The sequence below is a fragment of the Phenylobacterium sp. genome (genome assembly GCF_030680185.1).
In the GTDB taxonomy this organism is placed as follows: Bacteria; Pseudomonadota; Alphaproteobacteria; order Caulobacterales; family Caulobacteraceae; genus Phenylobacterium.
This window is the reverse complement of the sequence record NZ_JAUXVZ010000068.1, coordinates 1-20899: the sequence shown is the minus strand read 5'-3', so window position 1 is coordinate 20899 and position 20899 is coordinate 1. Positions and strand designations below refer to the sequence as shown.

General features: G+C 68.5%; 22 protein-coding genes and 1 pseudogene. 7 read left to right on the top strand and 16 right to left on the bottom strand.

The window, feature by feature from the left end; genetic code table 11:
• Window positions 1-2 precede the first annotated feature (2 nt).
• The 3 genes from Q8L83_RS18545 to Q8L83_RS18535 form a co-directional block, all read right to left on the bottom strand.
• Complete coding sequence (locus Q8L83_RS18545) at window positions 3-848, bottom strand: bifunctional hydroxymethylpyrimidine kinase/phosphomethylpyrimidine kinase (RefSeq protein ID WP_305289634.1); 846 nt, start codon at window positions 846-848, stop codon at window positions 3-5.
• A 99-nt stretch (window positions 849-947) separates the two neighbouring features.
• Entirely contained in the window at window positions 948-2339 is a 1392-nt protein-coding gene (gene ahcY, locus Q8L83_RS18540; RefSeq protein WP_305289632.1) for an adenosylhomocysteinase, read from the bottom strand.
• 127 nt (window positions 2340-2466) lie between these two features.
• Window positions 2467-3939, bottom strand: coding sequence for a CYTH and CHAD domain-containing protein (locus Q8L83_RS18535; RefSeq protein WP_305289630.1), 1473 nt, complete (start codon window positions 3937-3939; stop codon window positions 2467-2469).
• Window positions 3940-4034: 95 nt separating this feature from the next.
• Here Q8L83_RS18535 and bioB point away from each other — a divergent pair, with 95 nt between their 5' ends.
• From bioB to Q8L83_RS18520, 3 genes are all read left to right on the top strand, one after another.
• Window positions 4035-5030, top strand: coding sequence for a biotin synthase BioB (bioB, locus tag Q8L83_RS18530; RefSeq protein ID WP_305289628.1), 996 nt, complete (start codon window positions 4035-4037; stop codon window positions 5028-5030).
• 110 nt (window positions 5031-5140) lie between these two features.
• Window positions 5141-6067, top strand: a complete 927-nt coding sequence (locus Q8L83_RS18525) for an ABC transporter ATP-binding protein (RefSeq protein ID WP_305289626.1) — start codon at window positions 5141-5143, stop codon at window positions 6065-6067.
• The gene (locus Q8L83_RS18520; RefSeq protein WP_305289624.1) at window positions 6064-6825 is read left to right on the top strand and encodes an ABC transporter permease; all 762 of its coding nucleotides are present in this window, start codon (window positions 6064-6066) and stop codon (window positions 6823-6825) included. The genes Q8L83_RS18525 and Q8L83_RS18520 overlap by 4 nt, the downstream gene beginning before the upstream one ends.
• Window positions 6826-6844: 19 nt before the next feature.
• Here the strand turns inward: Q8L83_RS18520 and Q8L83_RS18515 are convergent, their stop codons facing one another.
• The 5 genes from Q8L83_RS18515 to Q8L83_RS18495 all read right to left on the bottom strand — a co-directional run bounded on the left by Q8L83_RS18515 (window position 6845) and on the right by Q8L83_RS18495 (window position 10326).
• Window positions 6845-7117 (bottom strand): HPr family phosphocarrier protein, encoded by a 273-nt coding sequence (locus Q8L83_RS18515; RefSeq protein ID WP_305289622.1) that lies wholly within the window; start codon window positions 7115-7117, stop codon window positions 6845-6847.
• Window positions 7114-7518, bottom strand: coding sequence for a PTS sugar transporter subunit IIA (locus Q8L83_RS18510; protein ID WP_305289620.1), 405 nt, complete (start codon window positions 7516-7518; stop codon window positions 7114-7116). The genes Q8L83_RS18515 and Q8L83_RS18510 overlap by 4 nt, the downstream gene beginning before the upstream one ends.
• An 87-nt stretch (window positions 7519-7605) precedes the next feature.
• On the bottom strand, window positions 7606-8019 hold the full coding sequence (locus Q8L83_RS18505; RefSeq protein ID WP_305289618.1) for an HPr kinase/phosphorylase: 414 nt from the start codon (window positions 8017-8019) through the stop codon (window positions 7606-7608).
• Window positions 8016-9647, bottom strand: a complete 1632-nt coding sequence (locus Q8L83_RS18500) for an ATP-binding protein (protein ID WP_305289616.1) — start codon at window positions 9645-9647, stop codon at window positions 8016-8018. The genes Q8L83_RS18505 and Q8L83_RS18500 overlap by 4 nt, the downstream gene beginning before the upstream one ends.
• Window positions 9616-10326: a response regulator transcription factor gene (locus Q8L83_RS18495; protein WP_304715089.1), complete on the bottom strand. Its 711-nt coding sequence runs from the start codon at window positions 10324-10326 to the stop codon at window positions 9616-9618. The genes Q8L83_RS18500 and Q8L83_RS18495 overlap by 32 nt, the downstream gene beginning before the upstream one ends.
• A gap of 187 nt (window positions 10327-10513) precedes the next feature.
• On the opposite strand from Q8L83_RS18495, the gene Q8L83_RS18490 reads away from it, so the two are divergent.
• Complete coding sequence (locus Q8L83_RS18490) at window positions 10514-12226, top strand: hypothetical protein (RefSeq protein ID WP_305289615.1); 1713 nt, start codon at window positions 10514-10516, stop codon at window positions 12224-12226.
• Here Q8L83_RS18490 and pseC read toward each other — a convergent pair.
• Both pseC and pseB read right to left on the bottom strand, forming a co-directional pair.
• Window positions 12223-13386, bottom strand: coding sequence for a UDP-4-amino-4,6-dideoxy-N-acetyl-beta-L-altrosamine transaminase (gene pseC / locus Q8L83_RS18485; protein ID WP_305289614.1), 1164 nt, complete (start codon window positions 13384-13386; stop codon window positions 12223-12225). The genes Q8L83_RS18490 and pseC overlap by 4 nt on opposite strands.
• 5 nt (window positions 13387-13391) lie before the next feature.
• Window positions 13392-14447: a UDP-N-acetylglucosamine 4,6-dehydratase (inverting) gene (gene pseB / locus Q8L83_RS18480; RefSeq protein WP_305289612.1), complete on the bottom strand. Its 1056-nt coding sequence runs from the start codon at window positions 14445-14447 to the stop codon at window positions 13392-13394.
• Between the two features lie 95 nt (window positions 14448-14542).
• On the opposite strand from pseB, the gene Q8L83_RS18475 reads away from it, so the two are divergent.
• Window positions 14543-14974 (top strand): hypothetical protein, encoded by a 432-nt coding sequence (locus Q8L83_RS18475; RefSeq protein WP_305289610.1) that lies wholly within the window; start codon window positions 14543-14545, stop codon window positions 14972-14974.
• Between the two features lie 13 nt (window positions 14975-14987).
• Here Q8L83_RS18475 and Q8L83_RS18470 read toward each other — a convergent pair whose 3' ends face one another.
• From Q8L83_RS18470 to Q8L83_RS18460, 3 genes are read right to left on the bottom strand one after another with little or no spacing between them, the layout of a single operon-like run.
• A complete protein-coding gene (locus tag Q8L83_RS18470; RefSeq protein ID WP_305289608.1) occupies window positions 14988-15764 on the bottom strand; it encodes an SDR family oxidoreductase in 777 nt (258 codons plus the stop codon).
• 42 nt (window positions 15765-15806) lie between these two features.
• The gene (locus Q8L83_RS18465; RefSeq protein WP_305289606.1) at window positions 15807-16106 is read right to left on the bottom strand and encodes a 4a-hydroxytetrahydrobiopterin dehydratase; all 300 of its coding nucleotides are present in this window, start codon (window positions 16104-16106) and stop codon (window positions 15807-15809) included.
• Window positions 16103-16765 (bottom strand): HAD-IA family hydrolase, encoded by a 663-nt coding sequence (locus Q8L83_RS18460; protein ID WP_305289653.1) that lies wholly within the window; start codon window positions 16763-16765, stop codon window positions 16103-16105. Before Q8L83_RS18460 ends, Q8L83_RS18465 begins: the two co-directional genes overlap by 4 nt.
• Before the next feature lie 130 nt (window positions 16766-16895).
• On the opposite strand from Q8L83_RS18460, the gene Q8L83_RS18455 reads away from it, so the two are divergent.
• Both Q8L83_RS18455 and Q8L83_RS18450 read left to right on the top strand, forming a co-directional pair.
• The gene (locus tag Q8L83_RS18455) at window positions 16896-17279 is read left to right on the top strand and encodes a hypothetical protein (RefSeq protein WP_305289605.1); all 384 of its coding nucleotides are present in this window, start codon (window positions 16896-16898) and stop codon (window positions 17277-17279) included.
• A gap of 125 nt (window positions 17280-17404) precedes the next feature.
• A complete protein-coding gene (locus tag Q8L83_RS18450; protein ID WP_305289602.1) occupies window positions 17405-18241 on the top strand; it encodes a hypothetical protein in 837 nt (278 codons plus the stop codon).
• Between the two features lie 176 nt (window positions 18242-18417).
• Here Q8L83_RS18450 and Q8L83_RS18445 read toward each other — a convergent pair whose 3' ends face one another.
• The 3 genes and pseudogenes from Q8L83_RS18445 to Q8L83_RS18435 form a co-directional block, all read right to left on the bottom strand.
• Window positions 18418-18831, bottom strand: coding sequence for an amidase family protein (locus Q8L83_RS18445; protein WP_305289600.1), 414 nt, complete (start codon window positions 18829-18831; stop codon window positions 18418-18420).
• Window positions 18795-19844, bottom strand: coding sequence for an amidase (locus Q8L83_RS18440; protein WP_305289598.1), 1050 nt, complete (start codon window positions 19842-19844; stop codon window positions 18795-18797). The genes Q8L83_RS18445 and Q8L83_RS18440 overlap by 37 nt, the downstream gene beginning before the upstream one ends.
• Before the next feature lie 92 nt (window positions 19845-19936).
• Window positions 19937-20899: pseudogene (locus Q8L83_RS18435) on the bottom strand (DNA gyrase subunit B); the annotation flags it as partial.

The following is a 20899-nucleotide window of genomic DNA, read 5'->3' as shown; positions in this document are numbered from 1 at the left end:
CGTTAGGCCAGGCGCTCCATGCGGACGTGGGGCGAGGTCGCCTTCAGCCGCTGGGCCATGGCCACGAGGGGCAGCTCGCTCGCCTTCCACATATGCGCCGCCGAGACGGTTTCGGCCACCCCGCCGACCGCACGGGCGAGCGCGTAGGAGGGCGCCAGCCCATCCAGGACGGCGGCGCCATAGAGGGCGCTCAACAGGTCGCCGGTCCCGTTGGGCGCCTTGTCGGCCCGCTGGTGGGCCGCCAGCCAGGCCTCGCGCCGGTCGGCATAGACCACCCCGATCTCATGCTCCCGCTGGACCGAGGAGACCACGACGGGCTTGCCCAGCAGGCGGGCGGCGGCCACCGCCTCGGCCGGCGTGCGGGCCGGGGCGCCGGTCAGCCGCTCCAGCTCCCAGGCGTTGCAGCAGACCAGATCGGCCCGCGGGACCAGGTCGGCGATGATGGCCTCGGCCACGTCGCCCGGCACATAGAGGCCCTTGCCCAGGTCACCCATGGTCGGATCGACGACGACCAAGGGCTTGCGCGCGCCGATGTCCCGCGGCGCGGCGCGGATGGCGTCGATGGCCCGCGCTGCAGCCCGGATCTGGGGCGCGCTGGCGAAATAGCCGGTGAGGACGAGGTCGGTCTGGGCGAACAGGCCATTGGCCTCGATCCCGTCCAGCATGCCCTCGATCGCCTCGACGGGCACGGCGGCGCCGCCGGGCGGTCCCCAGCCGGGATGGCGGCCATAGAGGACGGTGGGCGCGACCATGGCGTCCACCTTGAAGGCGGCCAGCGCCTGGGCCTGGGCCGAGCCGCCGACGCGGCTGGCGGCCACATGGCTGGAGATGATCAGGGCGAGGGTCATGAACCCTCATAGAGAAGCGCCGCGCCCAACCCCGCAAGGGGCCAGGACGCGGCGTCGCAAATAATTCGTCACGCCGCGGCGGGCGCGGGAAATGAAGTTCTAGTAGCGGTAGTGATCGGGCTTGAACGGACCGGTCTCGGGCACGCCGATATAGTCCGCCTGTTCCTTGCTGAGCTGGGTCAACTTGGCGCCCAGCTTCTCCAGATGAAGCATGGCGACCTTTTCATCCAGATGCTTGGGCAGAGTATAGACCTTGGTCTCGTACTTTCCGCCGTTCTGCCAGAGTTCGATCTGGGCCAGGGTCTGGTTGGTGAAGGAGGCGCTCATCACGAAGCTCGGATGACCTGTGGCGTTGCCCAGGTTCACCAGCCGGCCTTCAGAGAGGACAATGATCTTCTTGCCGTCGGCGAATTCAACGTGGTGGACCTGATCCTTGATCTTGTCCCACTTGAAGTTGCGCAGGCCGGCGATCTGGATCTCGGAGTCGAAGTGGCCGATGTTGCAGACGATGGCGTTGTTCTTCATCCGCCGCATGTGCTCGACGGTCAGGACGTCCTTGTTGCCGGTGGCGGTGACGAAGATGTCGGCCTTGTCGGCCACGTCCTCGACAGTGACGACCTCATAGCCTTCCATCGCCGCCTGCAGGGCGCAGATCGGATCGACCTCGGTGACCATGACCCGGGCGCCGCCGTTGCGCAGCGAGGCGGCCGAGCCCTTGCCCACATCGCCATAGCCCATGACCACGGCGGTCTTGCCGGCCAGCATCACGTCGGTGCCGCGGCGGATGGCGTCCACCAGGCTCTCGCGGCAGCCATAGAGGTTGTCGAACTTCGACTTGGTGACGCTGTCGTTCACATTGATGGCCGGATAGGGCAGCTCGCCCCGCTCGGCCATCTGATAGAGGCGGTGAACCCCCGTGGTGGTCTCTTCGGATACGCCCTTGATGGCGGCGCGAATGGCCGAATAGAAGCCCGGCTTCTCGGCCAGATAGCGCTTCATCACCGTATAGAGGGCTTCTTCTTCCTCGTTCTGCGGATTGTTCAGGACGGTGGGGTCCTTCTCGGCCTTGGGGCCGAGCACGGTCAGCAGGGTGGCGTCGCCGCCGTCGTCCAGGATCAGGTTCGGATAGCCGCCGTCGGCCCATTCAAAGATCTTGTGGGCGTACTCCCAGTACTCGATCAGGGTCTCGCCCTTGATGGCGAACACCGGCGTGCCGGCCGCGGCGATGGCGGCGGCGGCATGGTCCTGGGTAGAGAAGATGTTGCACGAGGCCCAGCGGACTTCGGCGCCGAGGGCTTCCAGGGTCTGGATCAGCACGGCGGTCTGGATCGTCATGTGCAGGGAGCCGGCGATGCGCGCGCCCTTCAGGGGCTGGCTGGCGCCGAATTCCTCGCGGGTCGCCATCAGACCGGGCATTTCGGTCTCGGCGATCTCGATTTCCTTGCGGCCGAAGTCGGCCAGGCTGATGTCCTTGACGATGTAGTCGGTCATGTCGGTAGGTCCTGCGGTCCTGTCGCGGGGGCGGGCCAAGAGAAGCCTGCACACATGCGGTTTTGGGCTCTATAGCCGGGACGCCGGCCCGGAGCAAGGATCGTATAAAGATATCCTTATGTCTTCCTTACCAGGCGTCGTCGGTTTCGCGCAGCGCGCCCCAGGCTCGTTCGGCCGCCTTGAGATGATCGCCGCGCCGGGCCTGGAGTTCGCCCGCCAAGTGGCCGGCGGCGTAGAGGGAGGCCCCTTCGAGGGCGAGCCCGGTAAGCAGGGCTTCGGCGGAGACTGCGTCGTTGAGGGCCCCGAGGGACTCCTGGAGCTTCTTGGTCTTCTTGATCAGCCGGCGGCCGGCCTTGTCCTTCAGCACGGGGCGGAAGGCCTCGGCCCCATAGCGGAGTTTCTTGGCCTGGATGCGGACCTGATGGCGGGCCTCGTCGCTGAGGTTCATCAGGTCGGCGCCCTTCTTCTCCAGCTTGCGCCGGCGCCGCGACAGGGCCTTGGCGGCGAAATCTTCGGCCTTGCCGCCGCCCTCCTCCAGGGCGTCGAGCCAGGCGCCCGTCTCGATCCAGGCGTAGAGCTCCAGCAGCAGGGCGCGGAAGCGGGTGGAGGCGACCGCCGCGCGGGCATGGGCGTGGGCGCTGCCCCGGGCGGTCTCCAGCGCCTGGCCCAGATCGGCCAGACCATGGATGGCCGCGGCGCCCTGGGCGGCGGGCCGATAGGTCTCGTCGATGAAGACGTCGAGGTTGCGCGCCTCGTCGCAGGCGCCGGCCAGCCATTTCAGCTCGCCCTTCAAGGGCTCGAGCTGGTCGTCAGCGATCAGCGGCTTGAAGGTGGTCATGGCGCTGCGCAGGCGCCGGGCGGCGACGCGCAGCTGGTGCAGGGCCTCAGGGGAGTCGCCCCCGCGCAGGATCAGGCCATTGGCCGCGATCTGCGCCAGGGCTGCGCGGCCAATGGCCTGGAAGGCGGCCGCAGCGTTCATGCCCCGCTTCAGATCCGGCTGGTCGTGTCGCCTCGCCGAGCGGCCGCCGTCGGCCAGGGCGAACCCCTGGTCGGCCTTGGTGTCGAAACTGAGATAGAGCGGCGCGACCTCGAAAAGCTCCCGGGCCAGGGTGAACAGGGCCGATGGCGCGCCCGCCTTCAGCTCCAGCTCCACCTCGCAGACCGTGGACTTGCGGCGTCCGGCCCGGACCTCGCCCTGGTCCGCGGCCATCTCCACCTGGGCCCCGTCGCGGGTCAGGAGGCGCTTGCGGCGGTGGACCTTGACGGTGAACAGGGGCTCCAGCCGGGCGACCTCCGCCGCCCCGATCAGGTCGCGCAGGGCGGCATGCTCGGGATCCAGCTGGTCGGCGTCGACCGGGGTCTCGTCCTCCTGGCGGCGCAGACCCGAGCCGGCCTTCAGGGTCTGGAGCCGGCCCGTCGGCTCCTGGCGGATGCGCAGGCCGGCGCCCAGTTCGCGCAGACGGCGGTCGGGGGTGTCGAAATAGGTGGCGCTCAGATCGGCCGCGCTGTCGTCGACGCCCTCGGCGGCGGCCAGCAGGGCCTCGAGGTCCGCGGGCTCGCAGAGAAATTTCAGCTCGATCTCTTCGTTCGCCGTGCCCATGATCCGTCCTCTCGAAGAGTTTTCCTCCCGGGCCGTGCGGCCTATAGGGAGAGGAAACGCGATGACCCGGCCGCGCCGCCGACCAGGAGTGCTCCATGAACGCGCCAATCCGCCATGTCGACCCCGCCCAGCCGCGCCACGATTGGACGCTGGCCGAGATCGAGGCGCTTTTCGAGCGCCCCTTCATGGAGCTGGTGTTCGACGCCGCCGCGATTCATCGCCGCTGGTTCGATCCCTCCGAAGTCCAGCTCTCCCAGCTCCTGTCGGTCAAGACCGGCGGCTGCGCGGAGAACTGCGGCTATTGCAGCCAGTCCCAGCACTTCAAGACCGGCGTCGCCGCCAGCAAGCTGATGGAGGCCGACACGGTGATCGCGGCGGCGGCCGAGGCCAAGGCCGGCGGCGCCCAGCGCTTCTGCATGGGGGCGGCCTGGCGCGACCTGAAGGATCGCGACCTGCCCAAGGTCGCCGCGATGATTTCCGGCGTGAAGGCGCTCGGCCTGGAGACCTGCGCGACGCTCGGCATGCTGAAGCCTGAGCAGGCCCAGGCGCTCAAGGACGCCGGCCTCGACTACTACAATCACAACCTCGACACCGGGCCGGACTATTACGACCAGGTGGTGACCACGCGGACCTATCAGGACCGGCTGGACACCCTGGCGGCGGTGCGCGACGCAGGCCTCTCCACCTGCTGCGGCGGCATCGTCGGCATGGGCGAGACCCGTCGCGACCGCGCCGGTCTGCTGCATGCGCTCGCCACCCTGCCGGCCCATCCCGACAGCCTGCCGATCAACGACCTGATGCCGATCCCGGGCACCCCGCTCGGCGACAGCGAGGCGGTGGATGGGCTGGAGTTCGTGCGGATGATCGCCGTGGCCCGCATCGTCTGCCCCAAGGCCGTGGTCCGCCTCTCGGCGGGACGCGAGCACATGTCGCGCGAACTGCAGGCGCTGTGCTTCCTGGCCGGAGCCAATTCGATGTTCGTGGGCGGCAAGCTGCTGACCACCAGCAATCCGGACAAGGACACCGATGCGGCCATGATGGCCGAGCTTGGCCTTCGCCCCATGGGGACGGGCGCGCTCGCCAACGCCTGAGCCCCTCCATTCCGGCGCATGTCGGATTGGTCGGCCTTCCCTCGTCCTCGGGTCTAGCTTCGCCTCACTGGGGCGCCTATCTGGCTGTGACGCCGAGGGGAGTGCCGCGTTTGTCGTCCATCGTTTCCGTAAAAGGTCTGACCAAGACCTATGCCGGGGGATTCCAGGCGCTGAAGGGCGTCGATCTGGAAATCCGCCAAGGGGAGATCTTCGCCCTGCTCGGCCCCAATGGGGCGGGCAAGACCACCCTGATCTCGATCATCTGCGGCATCGTCAACGCCAGCTCCGGTCAGGTGCTGGCCGACGGCCATGACATTGTCCGCGACTTCCGCGCCGCCCGGACCAAGATCGGCCTGGTGCCGCAGGAGCTGTCCACCGACGCTTTCGAAACCGTCTGGGCCACGGTCAAGTTCAGCCGCGGCCTGTTCGGCAAGTCGCCCGACCCCGCCCATCTGGAAAAGGTGCTCAAGGACCTGTCTCTCTGGGACAAGAAGGACACCAAGATCATGGCGCTGTCGGGGGGCATGAAGCGCCGCGTCATGATCGCCAAGGCCCTGTCTCACGACCCCAAGATCCTGTTCCTCGACGAGCCCACCGCCGGCGTCGATGTCGAGCTGCGTCGGGACATGTGGGAGATGGTCCGCTCCCTGCGCGAGAGCGGCGTGACCATCATCCTGACCACCCACTACATCGAAGAGGCCGAAGAGATGGCCGACCGGATCGGGGTGATCCGCAAGGGCGAGATCATCCTGGTGGAGGAGAAGGACGTGCTGATGCGCCAGCTGGGCGAGCGGCGCCTGACCCTGCAGCTGCAGAGCCCGCTGGCCGCCATTCCGCCGGAACTGGACGGCGAGCCCCTGGAGCTGGCGGCCGATGGCCACGAGCTCATCTACACCTTCGACGCCCAGGCCGAGGACACCGGCATCGCCGCCCTGCTGCGCCGGTTGGAGGCCAACGGCATCGACTTCAAGGACCTGCAGACGCGGCAGAGCTCTCTTGAGGACATCTTCGTCAGCCTGGTGAGGGCGCCCCAATGAACCTCTATGCGGTCAAGGCCATCTACCAGTTCGAACTGGCGCGGACCTGGCGGACGCTGATGCAGTCCATCGCCTCGCCGGTGATCTCCACCTCGCTCTATTTCGTGGTCTTCGGCTCGGCCATCGGTTCGCGCATGGTGGAGATCGACGGGATCAGCTACGGCGCCTTCATCATCCCGGGCCTGATCATGCTGTCCCTGCTGACCGAGAGCATCTCCAACGCCTCGTTCGGCATCTATATGCCGAAGTTTTCCGGCACCATCTACGAGGTGCTTTCTGCGCCCATCTCGGTGGTCGAGATCGTCGCCGGCTATGTGGGGGCCGCGGCCACCAAGTCGATCATCCTGGGGCTCATCATCCTGGCCACGGCGCGGATCTTCGTCCCCTACGAGATCGCCCATCCCCTGGTGATGATCAGCTTCCTGGTCCTGACGGCGGTGACCTTCAGCCTGTTCGGCTTCGCCATCGGCATCTGGGCCGACGGCTTCGAAAAGCTGCAGATCGTGCCCATGCTGGTGGTCATGCCGCTGACCTTCCTGGGGGGCAGCTTCTATTCGATCAGCATGCTGCCGCCGGTCTGGCAGACCATCACCCTGTTCAATCCGGTGGTCTATCTGGTCAGCGGCTTCCGCTGGAGCTTCTATGGGGTGTCCGACGTGGACGTCGGCGTCAGCATCGCCATGACGCTCGGCTTCATGGCCATCTGCCTGACCGCCATCGGCTGGATGTTCCGCACCGGCTACAAGCTGAAGACCTGAGGCGAGACCGCGGGGACGCCTACTGGTCTTCTTCGAAACGGGCGGCGACCAGGGCGGAGAGGGCCTCAAGGGCCTCTGTGGCCTGTTCGCCCTCTGCGGCGATGTGGATCGTGCTGCCTGGCCCTGCGGCCAGCATCATCAGGCCCATGATCGAGCGGGCGTCGACGCTCTGGCCGTCCTTGGAGACCTGGATCTCGGCCTCGAAGGACGAGGCCAGCTTGACGAACTTGGCCGAGGCGCGGGCGTGCAGACCCCGCTTGTTCAAGATTTCGACCGTCCGCTCGGCGGTCATTTTTCGCCAGCCAGGACGTAGGAGGCCACGGAGATATATTTGCGCCCGGCCTCCTGGGCGGCCGAGACGCAGTCCTCCAGGCCGCAGCGGGTGCGCACGCTGGCCAGCTTGATCAGCATGGGCAGGTTGAGGCCGGCGATCACCTCGGCCTTGGTCTGCTCCATGACCGAGATGGCCAGATTGGACGGGGTGCCACCGAACATGTCGGTCAGGAGGATAACCCCTCCGCCGGTGTTGGCGCGGGCGCAGGCGGCCAGGATATCCATCCGGCGCCGTTCCATATCGTCATCGGGTCCGATGCAGATGGCCTCCACCGCGCTCTGCGGTCCGACCACATGCTCCATCGCCGATACGAACTCTGCGGCCAATCGCCCGTGCGTAACGATCACGAGCCCGATCATGGCAACGCTCTCAAAGGCTATCCCCTGTCGGCCCGCGGCGGCAAGAATGCGGGCCAGAAGCCGGCTGTGATACGCGCCTTCCGCGCTTCATCCAAGTGCGTCGAGGGCGCGCACCAGTTTCGCAGGCGCCGAGTTTTCAAGTCCTGCGAGCGTTATGACCGGCAGATCTACCTCAAGATGTCTCACGGTTTCGCGATCTGGCAGCCGCTCCCCATGGCCGAGCCGCACCGCCAGGGCGATGGGGGCCAAGGGCAGGGCGGCCGTAGGCAGGACGCCCAGATTGCGCACCTCCATCAGCCCCGCCAGGCTTTCGGGCGCCCGGCCGAACAGGCGCCCGCCGGACCGCCAGATGAGAACTCGGTCATCGGCCACCAGCCGAAACCCAAGGTGCAGGCATCGCAGGGCCAGATCGCTCTTGCCGGCGCCGGAAGGGCCTTCGATCAGCACGCCGCGCCAGCCGCCCGCGTCGTAACGGGCGATCAGGCCGGCATGCAGGATCACCGGCGGGCCTCGGGCAGGATGACGGTGAAGCGGGCGCCGGCCACGGCGGTGGCGTCGGCCTCGCCGTCTGGGCCTTCGACCTTTCGGTTCTCCGCCCGCACCGAGCCGTCATGGGCCGCGACGATCTGGCGGACGATGGACAGGCCCAGGCCCGAATTCCCCCCAAAGGCCGCGCCCTTGGGCCGGGAGGTGTAGAAACGCTCGAAGATGGACTCGAGATTCTCTGGCGGAATCCCTGGCCCATCGTCGTCGACGGTGATGAAGGCGCGGCCCCGCTGCCGCGACAGGCTGACCCGGACCTCGCCGTCCGGCGCGCTGAAGGAGCGGGCGTTGTCGATCAGATTGCGCAGGACCTGCCCCAGCGCGCCTTCCTGGCCCGAGACCATCACCGGCTCGACCGCCTCGTTGGGGGTGAAGACGACCGACGGCTCTCCGGCCCGGGCGGTGGCCTGATAGAGGGCGACCACGTCGGAGATCAGCCGCCGAAGGTCCACCGGCGTCGGCGTCTCCCGCGACAGTTCGGCGTCCAGCCGCGAGGCGTTGGAGATGTCGGTCACCAGGCGGTCCAGCCGCTGGACGTCGTTCTGCAGCACGGCCATCAGCCGGTCCCGCGCCGCCGGCTCCTCCACCAGACCCAGGGTCTCGACCGCCGAGCGCAGGGAGGTCAGGGGGTTGCGGATCTCATGGGCCACATCGGCGGCGAACCGCTCGATGGCGTCGATCCGCTCCGACAGGGCGTGGGTCATGTCCTCGAGGGACCGCGAAAGGTCGCCCAGCTCGTCGTCCCGCCGCGAAATGTCAGGGACGGAGATGGCGCGGGCCCGGGCCAGCCGCACCCGGTCGGCGGCCCGCGCCAGCTGGCGTACGGGATGGGCGATCAGATGGTTCAGCAGCAGGGACGACACCAGCGAGACGCCGATGGCGATCAGGATGAAGGGCAGCAGGGCGGCCCGCTCGGCGGCGATGATCTCATCGACGTCCCGGGCCTCCAGCGTCAGCACGCCCAGCACCGCCTTGACGTGCTGGATGGGGATGGAAACCGAAACCACCCGCTCCTCGTCGGCGCCGGTGCGCAGCCCCGCCCAATGGACGCCGCGCAGGGCGGTGTTCACCTCGGCGCGCAGGGCGGCCTCGGCCTTCGTCGTGACGGCGTCCTGCGGGTCGTCCGGGTCCTCACCGCTGAGATTGAGATCGAGGCCCGGCCCGTCGCCCCGGCTTCTGGCGGGCGGCAGGGTGCGCCACTCGACCCGGTCCGAAACCCAGTAGGAATCGGCGATCAGCCGGCCCTCGGCGTCGAACAGCCGCGCCCGCTGCGACCGGGGATTGGACAGAAGCTGGAGGATTTCCGAGGCGTAGGCCCCATCCATCATCGGCTCGGGCTCGCCGACGGTGGCGGCCTGGTCGATGATGGTGGCGATCAGCTCACCCTGGGTGGTTAGGCTGTCGATCCGGGCGTTGACCAGGCCCCGACGAAGTTCGTTCAGCACCAGGGCGCCGGAGATCAGGATCGCCAGGCCAAACAGATTCAGGACGATGATCAGCCGGCCAAGGCGCGAGCCGGGCAGCCATCGCCACCCTTCGCGCCGGGGCCGCCGCTCAGGACTCGCGGTACCTGTATCCGACGCCATAGAGGGTTTCGATCGCGTCGAATTCAGGGTCGATCTCGCGGAACTTCTTGCGCATGCGCTTGATGTGGCTGTCGATGGTGCGGTCGTCCACATAGACCTGATCGTCGTAGGCGGCATCCATCAGGTTGTCGCGGCTCTTCACGAATCCGGGACGCTGGGCGAGCGATTGCAGCAGCAGGAATTCGGTGACGGTGAGCTTCACTGGCCGGTCTTCCCACAGGCAGTCGTGGCGGGCGGGATCCAGGGTCAGCTTGCCGCGCTTCAGGGCCCGGGCCTCGGCCTCGGAAACCGGCCCGGCCGGCGGCTCTGCGCCATCGGCGCCGGCCCGGCGCAGCACCGCCTTCACCCGCTCGAGCAGCAGGCGCTGGCTGAAGGGCTTGTGGATGTAGTCATCGGCCCCGAGGTTGAAGCCGAGGATCTCGTCGATCTCGTCATCCTTGGAGGTCAGGATGATCACCGGCAGCTCGCTGGTGCGACGCAGCCTGCGCAGCACCTCCATGCCGTCCATGCGCGGCATCTTCACATCGAGGATGGCCAGGTCCGGGGGCTCGTTCTCCAGGGCCGCAAGGCCGGCCGCACCGTCATAGAAGGCCTTTACGGTGTGTCCGTGGCTTTCCAGGGCGAGGCTGACCGAGGTGACGATGTTCTCGTCGTCATCAACCAGGGTGATGTTGGCCATGTGGGAACAGGGCTCCTTGAGGTCTTCATAGGCGTCAGGCCAAGCTACTGGTTCGTCGCCATGGCCTCAATGTGGCGCGCGGCGCCGGGTCAGGGTTAAATTCCCGAAAGAATTGAGCGTTCCAAGGATCAATCGGACCTTAATTCTATTGGTAGAGGCTGCGTTCTGGTCCTGGGGAGCGACCTGAATGGAACGCGCCAAAGTGCATTACGAAGTTTTCGTCAAGAAGACGCCCGCCGCAGGGTGGACGCTCGAAATGGCTACGGAGAACCGCGCCCAGGCCCTGGCTGTGGCCGAGGAGCTGATTGCTGAGCGCCGGGTGGCGACGTCTCGGGTCACCAAGGAGACCATGGATCTCGAGACCAACGAGTATCGCAGCGTCAATATCCAGACCTTTGGCCTCCCCGACAACGTCAAGACCAAGAAGGAGCCGGAGCGGAACGACCCGCTCTGCGTGACCCCGCAGGACCTCTATTCAATCCACGCCCGCGACCGTATCGGCCGGCTGCTGGACAGCTGGCTGGTGCGCCAGAAGGCGACGCCTTTCGAGCTGCTGCACCGGGCCGACCTGGTCGAAAAGCTGGAAGCCTCCGGCGTCGAACTGCAGCACGCCATCCAGAAGATCGCCGTGCCCGAGGCCCAGGCCCGGGGTCTGGGCGTGCACGAGGTCATGCGAACCTTCCAGGCCCTGGTGAGCCGGGCGATCGAGCGCCTGCTGGGCGACGCCCGCCGCGGCGGCCTGCCCGACGTGGACAAGGAAGGCTTCGCCGCGGCCGCCGAGCGGGTCTCGCACGAGCCGGAGCGGGCCTATCTGCTGGGCGCCGGGGTCGCCGCCTCCATCGCCCCGGCCCGGAGCTGGACCGAAAAGGTCTCGCGCCTGCTCGATCTGGCCGACGCCGCCCCGATCGCCGGGCCGCCGCGGGGCCTGGCCCTGCAGACCATCGAACAGCCCCTGGCCGAGATTCTCGGCTCCTCGGCGGGCTTGGAAGGCCTGATCGGCAAGGACCTCGATCTGGGGGTGCGCCTGGCGGCCATGACCCGTCTGGCCGCCCATCAGGCGGTCGACGCTCTGATCCGGGCCGAGCCGTCGGTGGCCAAGATCATGCCCGAGCTGTCGGAGCCGGCCCAGCGCCTGGGCGTCTGGCTGGCCACCGAGGACTTCCGCGCGGTGCGCAGCGCCATCACCAAGCGGGTGCTCAAGGAGCTCAACGGCCCCCGCCGGCTGATGCCCAACGATGCGGCGGCCGAGATCGACCTGCTCCGCGGCCTGGCCATGGCCCTGACCGCGGCGGCCGGCGACATGGTCCCGCTGGACGACGTCCATTCGGCCTTCGTCAATCGCTCCAAGATGCTCGTCACCGGCGACTTCGTGAACGCCTATCTCGGCTCGGGCCGGACCTCCATCGAGGAGGCCGAGGCGCTGATGTGGCTGGTGGAGAACGTCATCGGATCGGCCAACAAGCGCCAGGCCGTGCGCTGGCTGTCGGCGGTGGTGGGCTCGCTTGCCTTCGAAAAGGCCGCGCGCAACGCCGATGTCTCTGCGGCCCAGCGCCTGTTCTCACTAGCCAAGCTCTATCGCGCCCTGGGTCGCGGGGGGCTGGCCAAGGAGGACTATCAGCCGATCCAGCAGAAGCTTGGCGACCTGGGGGGACTGGCCGAGGCCGACGCCAAGCTGACCCAAGGGGTGGCCCGCGCCAATGCGCCGGTGACCCAGCGCCTGACCCTGCTGCTCAAGCTCGCCTGCGGCGAGGCCGCGCCCCTGGGGCCGGCGGCCGACCGGGCCAAGGCCGAGGCCCTGAAGCTGGTGCGGCTGGACGAGACCCGGGACGAACTGGCCCGCTCGCCCGAGCGCATGGCCGAGGTGCGGACCCTGATCCAGGCCGCCGGCCTGGCCGCCTAGGTCGTCCGAAAAGCGCGGGCCAGCGCCTCCACCACCCGATCGACATCGCTGTCGGCCATGGCCGGATAGAGCGGCAGGCTGAGCGTGCGCGCATACCAGGCCTCGGCGCCCGGCAGGCGCTGGTCGCCATATCGGTCGCGGTAATAGGGCTGGCTGTGCACCGGGATGTAATGGACCTGGCTGCCGATCCCCTGGGCCTTCAGGGACTCGACGACGTCACGACGGGTCAGGCCCAGGGCGTCGAAGTCGATCAGCACGCTCATCAGATGCGGAACCGGGCGGCTCCACGCCGGTGAGGCCGCGGGAACCACTAGCGGCGAAAGGCTGCCCAACTGCTCGGCATAGCGCGCCGCCAGCGCCCGGCGTCGCGCGGCGAACCGCGGCAGCTTGGCCAGCTGAGACTGTCCCAGCGCGCAGAGGAGGTCGGGCAGGCGGTAGTTGAACCCCGGCTCGGCCATCTCGTACCACCAGGGATCGCCGCCGTCGGGCCGGACCATGCCGTGGCTGCGGAAACGGCGCATCCGGTCGGCAAGGGCAGGATCAGCGGTGGTGATCATGCCGCCCTCGCCGGTGGCGATGGTCTTGACCGGATGGAAGGAGAAGGTGGCCGCCTTCGACCAGCGCCCGCTGCCGACCGGCTCGCTGACCCCGTCCAGATGTTCCGAGCCCAGGGCGTGGCAGGCGTCCTCGACCACAACGGCGCCGGCCGCCTCGGCCAGGCCGGCGATGGCCGGAAGATCGACCACATCGCCGCGCAGATGCACCGGCAGGACCGCCGCCACCCGGCGGCCGGCGGCCTTGGCCAGGGCCTGCGCCAAGTCGGCCGGGCGCATCAGTCCGCTCTCGGGGTCCACATCGGCGAAGATGACCTCGGCGCCCACATAGCGGACGCAATTGGCCGTCGCCAGGAAGGTGGTGGAGGGGACGATACAGACCTCGCCCTCGCCGACGCCCAGGCCCAGCATGGCCAGGTGCAGGGCCGCGGTGCCGTTGGCGCAGGCCACCGCGTGGGGCGCGCCCACGGCCTGGCCAAAGGCCTGTTCGAAGGCCTCGACGCGGGGGCCTGTGGTGAGGAAGTCGTCCCGCAGGGCGGCGCTCACCGCGGCGATATCGTCGTCCTCGATGGTCTGGCGGCCATAGGGCAGAAAGGGTTCGGCCATGGCGCTCAGTCGGTGGCCCGCCGCCGGCGCGGCGGAACCCCATCCTCCAGCAGGTCCAGCAGCGGCGGGCCGCTCAGCCATTCGGAATTGGTGTCGCTGGCATAGGAGAAGTCCTCGGCGACCAGGGGATAGGCGCCGACGAAGGACTCGCGGGGATACTCCACGAAGGCCGGCTCGATGGCGTAGCGGTCCCCCAGATCGACGGTGGAGCGCGCATCATCCACCGAGATCATCATCTCGTGCAGCTTTTCGCCGGGTCGGATGCCGACCATCCGGTGGGGCAGGCCTGGCCCCAGCACCTCGGCCAGGTCGGTGATCTTGGCCGAGGGGATCTTGGGCACGAAGATCTCGCCGCCGCGCATCACCTCCAGGGACGAGAGCACGAAGTCCACGCCTTCGTTCAGGGTGATCAGGAAGCGCGTCATGCGCGGATCGGTGATCGGAAGCTCGGTCGCGCCGCGGGCGATCAGCCGTTGGAACAGGGGCGCCACCGACCCGCGGGAGCCGGCCACATTGCCGTAGCGCACCACCGAAAACCGGGTGCCGATGTCGCCGGCCAGGTTGTTGGCGGCCACGAAGGTCTTGTCCGAGGCGAGCTTGGTCGCCCCATAGAGGTTCACTGGGTTGCAGGCCTTGTCGGTGGAGAGCGCCACCACCTGCTTCACCCGGTTGGTCAGGCAGGCCCAGACCACGTTCTCGGCCCCCAGCACATTGGTGTGGATGCATTCCGACGGGTTGTACTCCGCCGCCGGCACCTGTTTCAGCGCTGCGGCGTGGATGACGATATCGACGCCGCGCAGGGCCAGCGTCAGGCGCTCGCGATCGCGCACATCGCCGAGGAAGAAGCGCATGCGGGCCATGTCTTCCGGGCCGTAGCGTTCGGCCAGGTCGATCTGCATCTCATGCTGTTTCAGCTCGTCGCGGCTGTAGACGATCAGCTTGCGGGGGCGGGCGCGGGACAGGACCGCGTCGATGAAGCGGCGGCCGAAAGAGCCGGTGCCGCCGGTGACAAGGATGACCTTGCCGTCGAGGTCGAGCGAGGTTGGCGCGAAACGGCCCAAGGCGGCCTCCAATATGGCCCATGCGAATCTTGGTCGCAGTCTCGGGGCGCCCGCGTAAAGAGACCGCTAACCATAAGTGCGGCACACCGCCACGTATGGAACAGCCTTCGCGCCTGCGCCTCACAGCCCTTCCGGCCCTGCTGGCCGCCGGCCTCGCCGCCCTGGCCGCCGGTCCGGCCATGGCCTCGGCGCCGGCCAAGGGCGACAAGAAGAAGGGCGGCGGCCTGACCTTCCTGCAGTTCCCGACGCTCACGGCCACCGTGGCCGGCGAGCGGGGACGTCGCGCGGTGATGACCGTCGAGGTCGGCCTCGACATTCCCGACGAGAAGCTGCGCGCCCATGCCGGGCTGTCGGAGCCTCGCCTGCGGGCGGCCTTTTCCCAGAGCCTGCGGGTCTATGGGGCGGGCCTTGGTCCCTCCGCCCTGCCCAATGCCGACTATATCGGCCGCCAGTTGCAGCGCGACGCCGACCGGGTCCTGGGCAAGGGCGGGGCCACCCTGCTGCTGGGCACCATCCTGGTGAACTGAGGCCGCGGCCGCCTCACATGGCCGAGATGCCGCCGTCTAGCTTCAGCTCGGCGCCCGTCATGAACCGGCTCTCGTCCGAGGCCAGATAGAGCACCGCATTGGCGATGTCCGAGGGCGCGCCGATGCGCCCCAGCGGCACCTGCCGGGCCAGCTTGGACTCCGCTTCCTCCTTGCCGAACCGCTGGCGCAGGGGGTCGAGAATCGGCGTGTCCACAAAGGTCGGGTGGATGGAGTTGGAGCGGATATCCAGGCCCTGCTTGGCGCAGTGCAGGGCGATCCCCTTGGACAGCAGCCAGACCGCGGCCTTGGAGGCGTTGTAGGCCGGGCTGTTGTGGGCGGCGATCAGGCCGGCGATGGAGCTGATATTGATGATCGAGCCCGGCTGGGCGTGGCGCATGTATTTCAGGGCGTGCTTGGTCCCCAGGAACACGGAGTCCACATTGACGCTCATCACGAACTTCCAGTCCTCGTAGGACAGTTGCTCGATGTCGCCGCCCCGGCTGACCCCGGCGTTGTTGAGCAGGACCGAGATGCCGCCCATGGCCGCATCGGCCTCTTCGAGGGCGTAGATCCACTGGTCCTCGCGGGTGACGTCCAGCGGCAGGGCGAAGGCGGTTCCCTCGCCGTGTTCGGCGTTGATCGCGGCGGCCGCGGCCTTGACCCCGTCATGATTGATGTCGGCCAGGGTCACCTTGGCGCCCTCGGCCGCCAGCGCCTGGGCGGCGGCCTGGCCCAGCCCCTGGGCGGCGCCGGTGATGAAGGCCTTCTTTCCTGCAACCCGTCCGGTCATGTCTCGTCCCTCCCTGGGATCTGTCTCTGGTGTCTAAGGGGTTCAGGCCTGCGGACCCGCGACCTCGTCCATGAAGCGCGCCAGCTTGAGGTCGAGCGCGGTGACCCCGTCGGCGTCGTGGGTGGTCAGGGTCACGTCCACGCGGTTGTAGACATTGAACCATTCGGGATGGTGGTCGAGCGTCTCGGCCATCAGGGCGACGCGGGCCATGAAGCCGAAGGCCGCATTGAAGTCGGCGAAGCGATAGGTCCGCACCAGGGTCTCGCGATCCCCCGCCCCGGCCCGCCAGCCGGGCAGCTCGGCCAGGGCCGCCTTGGCCCCGATGCGCTCTGGCCGGCTCATTGGACGGACGCCTCGACCGGGAAGGTCAGGCCCGTGGCGGCGGCCAGCTCGGTCAGGGTCTGGTCTACATCGACCACCTTGATGGCCTTCATGCCCAGCTGGGCGGCGGGCTTGCAGTTGACCCCGAGGTCATCGAGATAGACGCAAAGCTCCGGCGCGACCGAAAGCGCCTCGCACATCATCTGATAGATGCGGGGATCGGGCTTGCGCACCCCGGCCTTGGAGCTTTCGATCACGTGGTCGAACAGGGGCATGATCTCGCCCATCAGGCCGCGGGGCTTCTGGACGGCGTCGGGCCCCGGGCTGTGATGGCTGACCATGTTGTTGGTGATGCAGCCGACCTTGAAATGGCCTTTGCAGATCTTCAGCGCTTCGACCATCCGCGGCCGCACCACGCCGGAGATCAGCGGCAGCACGTCGGCCCCGCGGATCGGAAAGCCCAGCGCGGTGGACTCCTCGAGGAACAGGGCGTCGAAGCCCGCCGTATCGATCTCGTTGCGCTCGAACAGCGCCCAGGCGTTGGTGTCCGGGTTGGTCGCATTGACGCGGCGGATGTGGTCCTTGGGCGCGCCGATCTTGGCCTCGTGCCGGGCGAAGGCCTCGAAGGGCGAGGAGGTGAACACCCCGCCGAAATCCCAGATCACCGCCTCGACCGCCATCATCGCCATCCTTCAAACGCCTGTTTACGGCGCGACGCTAGACGCTTCCCGGCCTCGATGGAATCTCTCAACGGCCGAAAGCGAGGCTGACGACGCTGGAGCCGCGGCCTTCGACGTGCCAGCAAGGGCCATGCTGTTTCGTCCCGAACTCTCTCCGACCGTCCGTCGCTATGCCGCCGCGGCCTTCGTCCTGTGCCTGGCGGCCATCCTCTACCTGTCCCTGGCCCCGTCCGAGGCGACCCCGGCGGCCAATCTGGGGTGGGATAAGGCCCGGCACGCCCTGGCCTATTTCGTCCTGACCGGTCTTGGCCTGTTCGCCTTCGGGCCTCGCCTGGTCCTGCTCGGCGGCGTCGTGCTGCTGGGGGCCGGGGTTGAGGTCGCCCAGGCGGCCATGGACCTCGGGCGACAGGGGGAGCTGGCCGATCTGGCCGCCAATCTGACCGGCGAAGGCCTGGCCGTGGCGACCTGGATGGTGGTGGCCCAATGGCGCAGGCGGCGGTCGGCGCCCGCCTGACCGCTGAAAATGCTTAATTTTCCCGCGCCGCCACGTGTCCGGCTGGCTCCTCGCTCGCCCCAAGGGAGAATCCTACAGCGTTAACGAGGTATGAACGCGCAGCGTGCGGCCAAGGAGTTCTTGTCATGCGTCTGCGTACCATCCTGCCGATCTTCGCCGCCCTGGGTCTGACCCTGGGTCTCGCCGCCTGCGACGAGCGTCCGCCCAAACCCGCCTTCACCGAGAAGTCGGCGTCGAAGGCTGGAACTGACGGCGCCGGGACCGAGACCGCACAGGCGTCCGCCGACACCGCGGCCCCGACCCTGCCGCCGGCGCAGACCGCCGCCAACTGCTGCGCCTGTCCCCCGGCGAAGACCCCGGCCTGTCCCGAGGCCAAGCCGGTGCGGACCGCCAAGGCGCCGGCCAAGCCCGCCGCTCGGTCGCGCCCGGCGCCGACCCGGCAGGCCCGCGCCACGCCTGCGCCGCGCAAGCCCGCGCCGCCGCCGCGTGAATACGCCCACCGCGGTCCTGCGCCGTTGCAGGGCGAGGGTTATCGCCGCTACCAGGGTCCCGACATCGCCACCCGCGGGGGCTATGAGCATCGCCAGGAGCAGTATGCCGGCGGCTTTCATGACCAGCGTCAAGGCCAGTACCGCCAGGAGTATCGCGAGCAGCGTCAGGGCCAGCGCCAGGAGCAGTATCGCGAACATCGTCAGGAGCAGTATCAGGCGCGCCGCCATGAAGAGCAGCGCTACGCCTATGCGCCGCCCCCGCCCCCACCGCCGCCGCCCTATGTGAGCGGCCGGGTCGAGCAGTACGACGCCTATAGCGAGCATCGCAGCTATTCCCAGCAGTCCAGCGGCTACGTCCAGGGCGCGGCGGCCGGTCCCTGCTGTGGCGGTCCCCGTGTCGAGGCCGCCGGCCGTGACGCGGGCGGCTATCTCACCTGGCCCGGCAAGCGCGCGCCTGCGCCCTACTACTGAGCCGCCGGGCTCTTCACATCGGTCTCAAATCCCGGGGGGGAGATTATGAGAATGCGTTCGCCAAGCGGCCCGCGGTTCAAGTGGTACGAAGTGGCCGCCGCCGTTGTCTTTGCCAGCCTGGCCCTGGTGATGGCCAAGCTCGGCATCGTCTACTGAGCCGCAGAGGCCCGGCCGGTTCAGTTCCAGATCGGCGGGCGGCGGTCCTTCCAGGGCTGTTCCTTCTCCAGCTGCCCGGCCAGGCGATAGAGCGTCGCCTCGTCGGCGAAGCGGCCGGTGAACATCATCCCCACCGGCAGGCCGTCCTCCGCCTGCCAGAGCGGCAGGGACAGGGACGGCTGGCCGGTGAAGTTAGCCGGCGGGGTCGTCCCGTAGGTGGCGGCCTGGCGTTTGTCGAACTCGCGGGTGTCGGCCATGTTCGGGTCGAGCCAGTCGATCCGCGGCGCCGGCGTGCTCATCACCGGGGTCAGATAGACGTCGAAATCTTCGAAGGCCGACAGGATCTGGCGGTTCATCACCCGCAACTGCTGGAAGCCCCAGAAGGCCTGCTGACCGTTCAGCCGCTGGCCGGCCTCATAGCCGCGCCGGGCCAAGGGGCCGAGTTCATCGGGTTCCGGCTCCGGCCCAGCTTCTCCACCCAGCGGGCCACATTGGCCGAGAAGTTCGAGGCGCTGGCCAGGCCCTGGGCGCGATAGAGCAGGCGGTAGTCGATGCCTAAGCCCTGCTCGAACACCTCATGACCCAGGCCCTTCAACAGCTCCACGGTGCGCAGCAGCCAGCCCAGCATCTCATCGGGGATCGGCCGGCCGCTGGGGGTCTCGGCCGACCAGGCGATGCGCAGGCGTCCGGGGCTCTTCTCCACTTCGGCCAGATAGGGGCCGTCCTTGGCCGGCGCCTGGAAGGGATCGCCGACCTGGGCGTAGCCGGTGGCGTCCAACATGGCGGCGGAGTCGCGCACGGTGCGGCTGACCACGTGATGGACCGAGAAGCCCAGGGCGCCGTCGACCACTTCGCAGATGGGGGTGCGGTCGCGGGTGATCTTCATTCCTACCAGGCCGCAGCAGGCGGCGGGGATGCGGATCGAGCCCAGGCCATCGCTGGCGTGGGCCAACGGCACCATGCCCGCCGCCGTCGCCGAGGCCGCCCCGCCCGACGAGCCGCCGGAGATATGGTCAGGGTTCCAAGGGTTACGGCAGGCGCCCAGCTGGTCGGAATTGGTGACGCCCGGAATGCCGAACTCCGGGGTGTTGGACTTGCCCAGCAGGACGACGCCGGCGGCGCGATAGCGGGCGACCAGTTCGCTGTCGGCGTCATCGGCGGCCACCTGGGCGAAGCGGCTGCCAGAGGTGCGGGGCCAGCCCTTCACCTGGGCGCCCAGGTCCTTGATCAGGAAGGGCACGCCCTTGAACGGCCCGTCGGGCAGGTCCCCGGCGGCCGTGGCGCGGGCCTCGTCATAGGCCTTGTGGACGACGGCGTTCAGCACCCCATTGTGGCGCTCGACCCGCTCGATGGCGGCCTCGACCAACTCCACGGGGCTGACCTCGCCCTTGGCCACCAGGGCGGCGAGCCCCAGCCCGTCATGCTCGGCATATTCGGTGAAGGCCATGGCCCAACTCCCTGCCGGTTTCCGGCGCTCTTGTTTCCTCAAGAGCCGGAGAGTTCAGGAGATGGCGCGGCCTGTCCAGGCCTGGAGGAGGCTTAGACGTCCACCTCGGCGTCCAGGGCGTTCTCCTGGATGAATTCCCGGCGGGGCTCGACCAGGTCGCCCATCAGGCGGGTGAACATGCCGTCGGCGTCGTCGGCATGGGCGACCTTGACCTGCAGCAGGCTGCGGGCCTCGGCGTCCAGGGTGGTCTCCCACAGCTGGTCGGGGTTCATCTCGCCCAGACCCTTGTAGCGCTGGATGGCCAGGCCGCGGCGGCCGGCTTCCATGACGGCGGCGAACAGGTCCAGCGGGCCGCGGACCTGCGTCACCTTGTCCCGGCGGGAGAAGCTGGCGGGGGCGGCGAAGGTCTCGGCCATGGCGGCGGCCCGCTCGGCCAGGCGCAGGGCGTCGGCGGCGTGCAGCAGCAGGTCGTCCAGCACCACGCGTTCGGACACGCCGCGGCGGACGCGGCTGAACACATAGCCGCCGGTGGCTGCGGTCTCGCCGCTCCAGGGCCCATCGCCCTCTTCGGCATAGAGGTTCAGGCGCTTGGCCGCGAGGTCGAGGTCGCCGTTTTCCCCCAGCAGGCCGGCCAGGGCCGCCTGTTCGATGGCGAAGGCCGGGGCGCGGGAAGACAGGCGGTCCACATTGGCCTTGGCGCCCCGGGCGGTCTGAACCAGGGCGTGCAGGTCGGGTCCGGCCAGCTGCTCGCCGGACGCGAGCGTCAGGGTGGCGCCGTCGACGCCCTCATTGACCAGGAAGGCCTCGAGCTCGGGGTCGTCCTGCAGATAGCGGATCGACTTGCCCTTGGTCGCCTTATAGAGCGGCGGCCGGGCGATATAGAGATAGCCCCGCTCGATCACCTGCGGCATCTGCCGGTAGAAGAAGGTCAGCAGCAGGGTGCGGATGTGCGCCCCGTCGACGTCGGCGTCGGTCATGATGATGCGGTGATAGCGCATCTTCTCGATGTTGAAGTCGTCGCGACCGATGCCGGCCCCGAGGGCCGTGATCAGGGT

Bases quoted from the DNA above. Each gene is read 5' to 3' on its own strand.
- bioB (WP_305289628.1), top strand. From the start codon at position 4,035: ATGAACGCGCCAATCCGCCATGTCGACCCCGCCCAGCCGCGCCACGAT.
- Q8L83_RS18475 (WP_305289610.1), top strand. From the start codon at position 14,543: ATGGAACAGCCTTCGCGCCTGCGCCTCACAGCCCTTCCGGCCCTGCTG.
- Q8L83_RS18500 (WP_305289616.1), bottom strand. From the start codon at position 9,647: ATGGCGTCGGATACAGGTACCGCGAGTCCTGAGCGGCGGCCCCGGCGC.
- Q8L83_RS18450 (WP_305289602.1), top strand. From the start codon at position 17,405: ATGCGTCTGCGTACCATCCTGCCGATCTTCGCCGCCCTGGGTCTGACC.
- pseC (WP_305289614.1), bottom strand. From the start codon at position 13,386: ATGGCCGAACCCTTTCTGCCCTATGGCCGCCAGACCATCGAGGACGAC.
- Q8L83_RS18440 (WP_305289598.1), bottom strand. From the start codon at position 19,844: ATGGCCTTCACCGAATATGCCGAGCATGACGGGCTGGGGCTCGCCGCC.
- Q8L83_RS18490 (WP_305289615.1), top strand. From the start codon at position 10,514: ATGGAACGCGCCAAAGTGCATTACGAAGTTTTCGTCAAGAAGACGCCC.
- Q8L83_RS18545 (WP_305289634.1), bottom strand. From the start codon at position 848: ATGACCCTCGCCCTGATCATCTCCAGCCATGTGGCCGCCAGCCGCGTC.
- Q8L83_RS18465 (WP_305289606.1), bottom strand. From the start codon at position 16,106: ATGAGCCGGCCAGAGCGCATCGGGGCCAAGGCGGCCCTGGCCGAGCTG.
- Q8L83_RS18460 (WP_305289653.1), bottom strand. From the start codon at position 16,765: ATGGCGGTCGAGGCGGTGATCTGGGATTTCGGCGGGGTGTTCACCTCC.
- Q8L83_RS18510 (WP_305289620.1), bottom strand. From the start codon at position 7,518: ATGATCGGGCTCGTGATCGTTACGCACGGGCGATTGGCCGCAGAGTTC.
- Q8L83_RS18495 (WP_304715089.1), bottom strand. From the start codon at position 10,326: ATGGCCAACATCACCCTGGTTGATGACGACGAGAACATCGTCACCTCG.
- Q8L83_RS18455 (WP_305289605.1), top strand. From the start codon at position 16,896: ATGCTGTTTCGTCCCGAACTCTCTCCGACCGTCCGTCGCTATGCCGCC.
- Q8L83_RS18515 (WP_305289622.1), bottom strand. From the start codon at position 7,117: ATGACCGCCGAGCGGACGGTCGAAATCTTGAACAAGCGGGGTCTGCAC.
- Q8L83_RS18535 (WP_305289630.1), bottom strand. From the start codon at position 3,939: ATGGGCACGGCGAACGAAGAGATCGAGCTGAAATTTCTCTGCGAGCCC.
- Q8L83_RS18470 (WP_305289608.1), bottom strand. From the start codon at position 15,764: ATGACCGGACGGGTTGCAGGAAAGAAGGCCTTCATCACCGGCGCCGCC.
- ahcY (WP_305289632.1), bottom strand. From the start codon at position 2,339: ATGACCGACTACATCGTCAAGGACATCAGCCTGGCCGACTTCGGCCGC.
- Q8L83_RS18520 (WP_305289624.1), top strand. From the start codon at position 6,064: ATGAACCTCTATGCGGTCAAGGCCATCTACCAGTTCGAACTGGCGCGG.